Source organism: Inquilinus sp., assembly GCF_057815775.1.
This window is the reverse complement of record NZ_JBYRFX010000159.1, coordinates 1-6,707: the sequence shown is the minus strand read 5'-3', so window position 1 is coordinate 6,707 and position 6,707 is coordinate 1. Positions and strand designations below refer to the sequence as shown.

The 6,707-nt window shown below is 69.0% G+C and carries 7 protein-coding genes; 4 read left to right on the top strand and 3 right to left on the bottom strand.

Annotated features, from left to right (window positions below):
- From AC3XYG_RS05815 to AC3XYG_RS05800, 4 genes are all read left to right on the top strand, one after another.
- Positions 1 to 778 (top strand): PALP domain-containing protein (locus tag AC3XYG_RS05815; RefSeq protein WP_489138867.1); only part of this gene is annotated, 778 nt, incomplete at its 5' end.
- Positions 778 to 2,034, top strand: coding sequence for a M16 family metallopeptidase (locus AC3XYG_RS05810; protein WP_489138866.1), 1,257 nt, complete (start codon positions 778 to 780; stop codon positions 2,032 to 2,034). The genes AC3XYG_RS05815 and AC3XYG_RS05810, both read left to right, overlap by 1 nt.
- Positions 2,035 to 2,055: 21 nt before the next feature.
- Entirely contained in the window at positions 2,056 to 2,652 is a 597-nt protein-coding gene (locus AC3XYG_RS05805) for a GNAT family N-acetyltransferase (protein WP_489138865.1), read from the top strand.
- 65 nt (positions 2,653 to 2,717) lie between these two features.
- Positions 2,718 to 3,188, top strand: a complete 471-nt coding sequence (locus AC3XYG_RS05800) for a MarR family winged helix-turn-helix transcriptional regulator (RefSeq protein WP_489138864.1) — start codon at positions 2,718 to 2,720, stop codon at positions 3,186 to 3,188.
- A gap of 6 nt (positions 3,189 to 3,194) precedes the next feature.
- Here AC3XYG_RS05800 and AC3XYG_RS05795 read toward each other — a convergent pair whose 3' ends face one another.
- The 3 genes from AC3XYG_RS05795 to thiC form a co-directional block, all read right to left on the bottom strand.
- Positions 3,195 to 4,484, bottom strand: coding sequence for an MATE family efflux transporter (locus AC3XYG_RS05795; protein ID WP_489138863.1), 1,290 nt, complete (start codon positions 4,482 to 4,484; stop codon positions 3,195 to 3,197).
- A 154-nt stretch (positions 4,485 to 4,638) separates the two neighbouring features.
- Positions 4,639 to 5,535 carry a phytanoyl-CoA dioxygenase family protein gene (locus AC3XYG_RS05790; protein WP_489138862.1) on the bottom strand — a complete coding sequence of 299 codons (897 nt, stop codon included), beginning with the start codon at positions 5,533 to 5,535 and terminating at the stop codon, positions 4,639 to 4,641.
- A 184-nt stretch (positions 5,536 to 5,719) separates the two neighbouring features.
- Positions 5,720 to 6,707: phosphomethylpyrimidine synthase (gene thiC, locus AC3XYG_RS05785; RefSeq protein WP_489138861.1), on the bottom strand; the 988-nt coding region annotated here is incomplete at its 5' end.

Genomic DNA, 6,707 nt, shown 5'->3' with positions numbered 1-6,707 from the left:
CCGCGACGAGGTCCATCTCTCGGCGGTCAATTCGATCAACTGGGCCCGGATCATGGCCCAGACCGTCTATTACGTCGCCGCGGCGCTGGCGCTGGGCGCGCCGGACCGGCCGGTGGCCTTCGCCGTGCCGACCGGCAATTTCGGCAATGTCTTCGCCGCCTATGCCGCCAAACGGATGGGCCTGCCGATCGCCAAGCTGGTGGTCGGATCGAACCGCAACGACATCCTCGACCGGTTCTTCAAGTCGGGCGAGATGAAGATGGACGGGGTCGAGCCGAGCCTGAGCCCGTCGATGGACATCCAGATCTCGTCCAACTTCGAGCGGCTGCTGTTCGAACTGTGCGACCGCGACGCCGAGCAGCTGAGCGCGCTGATGGCGGAGTTCCGCGGCACCGGCCGGTTCAGCGTCACCCCGGCGATGCACCAGGCGGCGACCGCGCTGTTCGCCAGCCACAAGCTGGACGACGAGGGCACGCTGGCGCTGATCGCCGAGACCCGGGCCGCCACCGGCCAGACCCTCGACCCCCACACCGCCTGCGGCCTGGCCGCCGCCCGCGCCCACCCGGCCGGGCCGGGCATCCCGATGGTGGTGGCCGCGACCGCCCACCCCGCCAAATTCCCCGATGCGGTGGAGCGTGCCACCGGCTGGCGCCCGCCGCTGCCGCCCCATCTTGCCGATCTGTATGAACGGGAGGAGCAGCTGACCCCGCTGCCCAACGACCTCAGCACCATCGAAGATTTCGTCCGCCAGGCCCGCACCAATGGAGGGCCGCGCTGATGCCGATCCTGGAAAGCACGCTGTCGAACGGCCTGCGCGTCGTCACCGACCCGATCTCCACCGTGGAGAGCGCCTGCGTCGGCCTGTGGGTCGGCGTCGGCACCCGGCATGAGACCGCCGAGGTCAACGGCGTCGCCCATCTGCTGGAGCATATGGCGTTCAAGGGCACGCGCCGGCGCAGCGCCCAGGATATCGCCCAGGAGATCGAGGCGGTCGGCGGCCATCTGAACGCCTATACCAGCCGCGAGAACACGGCCTATTACGCGCGCATATTGAAGGAAGACGCGCCGCTGGCGCTCGATATCCTCGGCGACATCCTGCAGAACTCGGTGTTCGACGAGGCCGAGCTGACGCGTGAGCGCGCGGTGGTGGTGCAGGAGATCGGCCAAGCGATCGACACGCCCGACGACATCATCTTCGACCAGTTCCAGGAAGCCGCCTTCCCGGACCAGGCGATCGGCTGGCCGGTGCTGGGCACCGCCGACATCGTCGGATCGCTGCCGCGCGATGCGATCGCCGGCTATATCGGCCGCAACTACGGCGCCGACACCATGGTGCTGGTCGCGTCCGGCAATGTCGACCACGACCGGATGACGGCCCAGGCCGAAAAGCTGTTCGCCGGGCTGCCGGCCCAGGCCGAAGCGCGCACGGCGCCCGCCGCCTATCAGGGCGGCGAGCATCGCGAGGAGCGCGATCTCGAGCAGTTGCACCTGGTGCTGGGCTTCCCGGGCCTGGCCTATGCCGACCCGGATTTCTACGCCGGATCGGTGCTGTCGACCCTGCTGGGCGGCGGCATGTCCTCGCGCCTGTTCCAGGAGATCCGCGAGAAGCGCGGCCTGGTCTATTCGATCTATTCCTTCACCAGCGCCTACCAGGATGGCGGGCTGTTCGGCATCTATGCCGGCACCGGCGAGGATGAGGCGCGGGAGCTGGTGCCGGTGCTGTGCGGCGAGATCGGCCGGGTGATCGGCGATGCGGCGGAGGACGAGGTCGTCCGCGCCCGCGCCCAGATCAAGGCCGGGCTGCTGATGAGCCTGGAATCGACCATGGCGCGGGCCGAGCAGCTGGGCCAGCAGATGCTGATCTTCGGCCGCCCGGTGCCGCCGGACGAGGTCGTGGCGCGGATCGACGCCGTCGATGCCGCCGCGGTGCGCCGGGTCGCCGACCGCCTGTTCCGGGCACCCCCAACCCTGGCGGCGCTCGGGCCGGTCGGCAAGCTCGACAGCTACGATGCGATCCGGGCCCGGATCGGCTGAACGGCATTGAGCGGGGCGGCGGTGATCGGCTTCTTCCGGACGGGGCTCGGCACCCTTCCCCCGGTCCGGATCGAGGGCCAGCGGACCTATCTGCGTCCGCCGCGTCTGCGCGACTGGCGGCCTTGGGTGGCGCTGCGCGGTGACAGCCGTGCCTTCCTGACGCCGTGGGAGCCGACCTGGCCGGAAGACGCGCTGAGCCGCGCCGCCTATCTGCGCCGGCTGCGCCGCCAGATCTACGAATGGCGCCAGGATGAGGGCTACGGCTTCCTGATCTTCGAGCGCGAAAGCCGGCAGTTGATCGGCGGCATCGGCTTTTCCAACGTCCGCCGCGGCGTCGCCCAATCGGCCTCGATCGGCTATTGGGTCGGCGAGCGATTCGCCCGGCGCGGGCTGATGACCGACGCCACCGCGGCGACCCTGGCCTTCGGCTTCAACCAGCTCGGCCTGCACCGAATCGAGGCGGCCTGCCTGCCGCACAACGAACCGAGCCAGAAGCTGCTGCTGCGGCTGGGCTTCACCCATGAGGGCCAGGCCCGCGCCTACCTCAAGATCGACGGGGATTGGCGGGATCACCTGCTGTTCGGGCTGGTCGACACCGAGTTTCATCCGGGACCATGACCATCCGGCTTGATGCGATTGGTCAGCGCGCCTAGGGTCATGAAAAATCAGGCGGAACGCGGCACGTGGCATTGGACTGGGATACCCTCTCGCGCACCCTGCGCCCCGAGAACAGCCCCGGCTTCCTGCTGTGGCAGGTCGCGAATCAATGGCAGCGGCTGCAGCGTTCGACGCTGGAACCGCTCGGCCTCACTCACGTGCAGTTCGTGCTGCTGGCCGGCCTCGCCTGGCTCAGCCGCAAGGAGAACGACGTCACCCAGGCCAGGCTTGCCGCCTTCTGCAAGACCGATGCGATGATGACCAGCCAGGTGGTGCGGTCGCTGGAGACCGGCGGCTTCGTTGCCCGGGCGCCGCACCCGACCGACAGCCGGGCCCGGCAGCTGCGCGTCACCGCCAAGGGCGCCGAGGTGCTGAACGCCGCCATGCCGCGGGTGCGCGAGGCCGATGCCCAGTTCTTCGGCACGCTGCAGGAAAGCCAGAGCTTCGTCGACCAGTTGCGCCGCCTGTGGTCGAACGGCTCCAAGCGCGAGCCCTGAGAGCCCCTACCCCACCTGCTGCAGAATCGCCGGAATCAGGAACACCAGCGGGGCGAACAGCGCCAGCCGGGTCCGCGGCAGCTTCACTCCGTTGCGGCGCAGCTGGAACAGCTGGACCTGCAGCGCCAGGAACAGGGTGCAGGCGAACACCAGCGCCGCGACCGGCAGGGTCAGCAGACCCAGCAGGTGCAGCAGCTCCAGCGTCACCAGCATCAACGCGGCGCAGGCCAGCAGCCCCATCGTCGCCTGACGCGAAATCAGTGCACGGTTGATCCGCAGTTCCAGCTGGGCCAGCGACACCCACCAGATCGTCTGCATGCAGAGGATCGGCAGGATCGCCGCCATCTCGGGAAAATAGGCGACCCAGCCCGGCAGCAGCACGGCGCCGAACAGGTGAAAGGCGGCCAGGATCGCGGCGGCGCCGGTCATGGTCAAGGCCAGCAGCCCGAGATAGAACCGGTCGAACCATTCGACCGAGGCCTCGTACAGCGTCTTGAAGAAGGCGGTCGCGATCAGCTGGTGCACCAGGAAGATCGCCGCCGCGATGCGGAAGCAGACGGAGTAGACCGAGACCGCCTCGACCGAGAGGAAGTAGCCGACCAGCACGCGCGAGCTGCTGACGATGGCGAAATAGACCAGCGAGTTCACCATCATGAAGAAGCCCATCCGCCGGGCCGCGACATAGGCGGTGAAGAAGTGCGGCCGTAGCGTCCGGGCCAGGCCGGCCAAGGCGAAGACGGTGAAGCCCAGCGCGACCGCGCCGTAGCCGGCGATCACCGGCCCCAGCGGCACCCGGCCCAGCACGGCGAAGACCAGCCCCCCGACCAGGATGAACAGGTACAGCGACAGGTTGTCGGCCACCAGGATGCCGAAGCGGCGGCCCATGGCGCGGTAATAGACGCTGGCGGCGATCTGCGCCGCGCCGCCGGCCACGGTGATCGCGGCGAAGACCGGCAGCAGCTCGCCGGAGGCGGCATAGAGAGCGGCCGCCACGCCGAGCCCGAGCAGGCCGACCGAGGCGACGACGAAGAACACGAGGTCGAGGACCCGGCCGTCCTTCTGAATCAGCACCAGCTGCGGAATGGCACCCGGGATGCCGAGGCTGAGGATCTGGGCCCCGACCACGCCGATGCTGAGCGCCAGTTCGGCGGTGCCGTAATCCTGCACGGTCATGATCTGGGACAAGAGCAGCGGGCCGAAGAAGGCGGCGCCCTTGCCGAGCGCGAAGGCCAGCAGGAACAGCGCGGCCTGCCCACCCACGGCCCTGACCTTGGCAAGATTCATCGTGAACGCCATGGCCAGGCGCGGCTCCCGCCGGTCGGGTCGTTGAGGCGCCGAGGTGACATCAGGCCCGCCAGATCTTTCCAGTCCCCCCTCCCCCTACCCCTCTCCCGCAAGGGGAGGGGGGACTCAAGGGGCGACCTTCGCCTAAATCCCATCAGCACAGCCGTCAGGCGCGCAGATAGATGCGGTTGACGTATGGATCCAACGCCTGGCCCGGCGCCGCCCGGCCGGCATCCACGATCGGCTGCCGCGGGCCGTACAGGATCGGGCCCTGGCCGTAGACCACCTGGAACATCAGCCGCGGCGTCACCCGCGCCGGCAGGCCGCGATGCAGGCCGAACGTGTTCTCCAGGAAGCTGGTGCCGGCGGTGCCCTGGAACTGGATGAAGCGCTCGCGGCCGAAGGCGGCCTCGACCTCGGCATCGGCATAGCGGCGGATCGGCATCAGCGCGTCCTCGCGATGCGAGCCGCGGACATAGACATGCGGCCCTGCCCCTTCATCGACATCGGTGAGATAGACGAACAGCTTCACGAAGCGCCAGTCGTCATAGTCGCGGTGGAACAGCTCGGCATGCTGGCCCTGCTCGTGGCCGGCGATCGACCACCAGGCGGCCATGACGCTGATCGTCGGCTTGCAGCCCAGCACCGACTGCACCGCCTCCAGCACATCGGGGTGGTTGGCGATGGCCAGGGCATGGGGCGCGTTCACCACCACCTCCGGCCGGAAATGGGCGACATGGGTGCCCGGCGGGGCCTGGTCCGGCGCCTGGAAATCGCCCTGCTCCGGCTTGTAGAGGTTGGACACCTTGTGCCCGGCGAAATAGTCCCGCATCTCCGCCACCATCCCGGGCCGGACCAGCCAGGGCGTCATGGCGAAGCCCTCGGCCGCCAGTGCCCCGGCGGCGGCCCGCGCCTCCGGCGATCCGGCCACCGGCCGGCGCCCCACCCGGGCGGCGATGCGGTCGGCCACCCAGTTCCGCCAGGCGACGCGGCGGAAGCGGCGCTGCAGCAGGAACCGGCTCATCAGCCCCGCCTTGGCGGCGTGTTCGGAAAGGCCAGCCATCAAATTCTCCTCGCGCCGGGCGCCCCCACGCCATCGACGATGGGGCGCCGTCGACCATGGAGCGCCGCGGTCGGGACGCCATCCCCGGCCGCAGCGGCCATCAGCGGTCAAATTCCGCTGCGAGTCCTATAGCGGGCGGCCCCGGGCGGACCAAGACCCATTTTCAGCCCGGGGCCGCTGTACCCTACTCCGCGGCCGGCCCCGACTCCGCGGCGCGGTAGATCTGGCCGCCGCCATCGCGGAACCGCGACGCCATCTCCTCCATGCCGGCCTCGGCCGAGGCCCGGATCTCCTGCGTGATCTTCATCGAGCAGAATTTCGGCCCGCACATCGAGCAGAAATGCGCTGTTTTGGCGCCCTCGGCCGGCAGGGTCTCGTCATGGAAGGCCAGCGCCGTGTCGGGGTCGAGCGACAGGTGGAACTGATCGCGCCAGCGGAAGTCGAAGCGGGCACGGGACAGCGCGTCGTCGCGCGCCTGCGCCGCCGGGTGCCCCTTGGCCAAATCGGCGGCATGGGCCGCGATCTTGTAGGTGACGACGCCGGTCTTGACGTCGTCGCGGTCCGGCAGCCCGAGATGCTCCTTCGGCGTGACGTAGCAGAGCATGGCGGTGCCGAACCAGCCGATCATGGCGGCGCCGATGCCGGACGTGATGTGGTCGTAGCCCGGCGCGATGTCGGTGGTGAGCGGCCCGAGCGTGTAGAACGGCGCCTCGCCGCACTCCTTCAACTGCTTGTCCATGTTGATCTTGATCTTGTGCATCGGCACGTGGCCGGGGCCTTCGATCATGACCTGGCAGCCCTTGTCCCAGGCGATCTTGGTGAGCTCGCCCAGCGTCTCCAGCTCGGCGAACTGCGCGCGGTCGTTGTCGTCGGCGATCGAGCCGGGGCGCAGGCCATCGCCCAGCGAGAACGACACGTCGTACTTGCGCATCAGGTCGCAGATTTCGTCGAAGCGCTCGTAGAGGAAGCTCTCCTTGTGCCGCGACAGGCACCACTTCGCCATGATCGAGCCGCCGCGCGAGACGATGCCGGTGACGCGGTTGGCGGTCAGCGGCACATAGGCGAGGCGCACGCCGGCGTGGATGGTGAAATAGTCGACGCCCTGCTCGCACTGCTCGATCAGCGTGTCCTTGTAGCACTCCCAGTCGAGCTTGACGGGATCGCCGTTGACC

Bases quoted from the DNA above. Each gene is read 5' to 3' on its own strand.
- AC3XYG_RS05810 (WP_489138866.1), top strand. From the start codon at position 778: ATGCCGATCCTGGAAAGCACGCTGTCGAACGGCCTGCGCGTCGTCACC.
- AC3XYG_RS05795 (WP_489138863.1), bottom strand. From the start codon at position 4,484: ATGGCGTTCACGATGAATCTTGCCAAGGTCAGGGCCGTGGGTGGGCAG.
- AC3XYG_RS05790 (WP_489138862.1), bottom strand. From the start codon at position 5,535: ATGGCTGGCCTTTCCGAACACGCCGCCAAGGCGGGGCTGATGAGCCGG.